This is a genomic window from thiotrophic endosymbiont of Bathymodiolus puteoserpentis (Logatchev), from assembly GCF_900127505.1.
In the GTDB taxonomy this organism is placed as follows: domain Bacteria; phylum Pseudomonadota; class Gammaproteobacteria; order PS1; family Pseudothioglobaceae; genus Thiodubiliella.
Genome location: NZ_UEXF01000025.1, coordinates 2,947 through 3,906 on the forward strand (window position 1 = coordinate 2,947; position 960 = coordinate 3,906).

A 960-nucleotide genomic window follows, 5' to 3' on the forward strand; every position below is an offset into this window, starting at 1 on the left:
AGTTATGGCGCAAGTTGGTCAGGTGCATATAAGGCGGCAGGCGTTAGTAATCAAGCCAACACATGGACGCAAAGAGTACAAAATGTTGTCGCCTCTTATGTGGTTGGTGGCGTTGCCGCTGAGTTAGGTGGTGGTAAATTTGCTAATGGTGGGATGAGTGCGGCGTTTAGTAGGATGTTTAATGATTTTGGCAATGCTGAGTCTGAGAATAGTGGCGAAAAAACATCTAGCGGGTGGAGTGGATGGGGTCTGACTGGTGTTATTTTTTCAGGAGTTGGCGGTATGTTAGCACTTCTTCCTCACCCATTTTCTAAGGTGATTGGATATGGCATGATGTCTATAGGCGGAGCAATGCAAGTGTATGAAGTAAAATTGATGGTAGTGCAATATTTAGGACCAAATAGTAAAGTTATGAAAACTAAGAATATTATAGGTAAACATTATAGAGAACAAGAAGAAGAATTTAAAAAAATAGGATTTTAGGAAATGAAAAAAAAGCATTCAATATACTTTCTTCCATTGTATATCGCTATTGGACTGATAACAAAAATATTTGTATTAGGTAGTTATATGCCTATATCAATGATCAACACAGAAAGCAACATAGAAAAATTTGTTATTTTGTTAGAGGATTCCATTAAAAATCAAGATTTAAAAAAATCAAGAAAAATTATTCAATTTTTAAAAGAAGACTATCAACGTCAAGATAAGGCTATGTCTCAGATTGCATCTTATATAAATGAACAAAGTGAAAAAGTAAGACATGAGTATATCAATAGCATTATCTATTTAGTTTTATTGTGTATTTATACATATATAATTTTTAGAATAATAAGAAAATTATAAACCCCTCACAATTTTAGACAACAATCGAATAAAAGGGAACGCTACCCTTTATTTTAACCAGCCAAGCACCACCGGTAAAATTAATGATGTTGATTATAGTTATAAGCACCCCAA

Annotated in this window: 2 protein-coding genes; both read left to right on the plus strand. The window is 33.8% G+C overall.

Features of this window, described 5'->3' with window-relative positions:
* Nucleotides 1-483: hypothetical protein (locus BHECKSOX2_RS03620; protein ID WP_180323642.1), on the plus strand; the 483-nt coding region annotated here is incomplete at its 5' end.
* Nucleotides 484-486: 3 nt separating this feature from the next.
* Nucleotides 487-846, plus strand: coding sequence for a hypothetical protein (locus BHECKSOX2_RS03625; RefSeq protein ID WP_139682511.1), 360 nt, complete (start codon nucleotides 487-489; stop codon nucleotides 844-846).
* The last annotated feature ends 114 nt before the right edge of the window (nucleotides 847-960 follow it).

Bases quoted from the DNA above. Each gene is read 5' to 3' on its own strand.
- BHECKSOX2_RS03625 (WP_139682511.1), top strand. From the start codon at position 487: ATGAAAAAAAAGCATTCAATATACTTTCTTCCATTGTATATCGCTATT.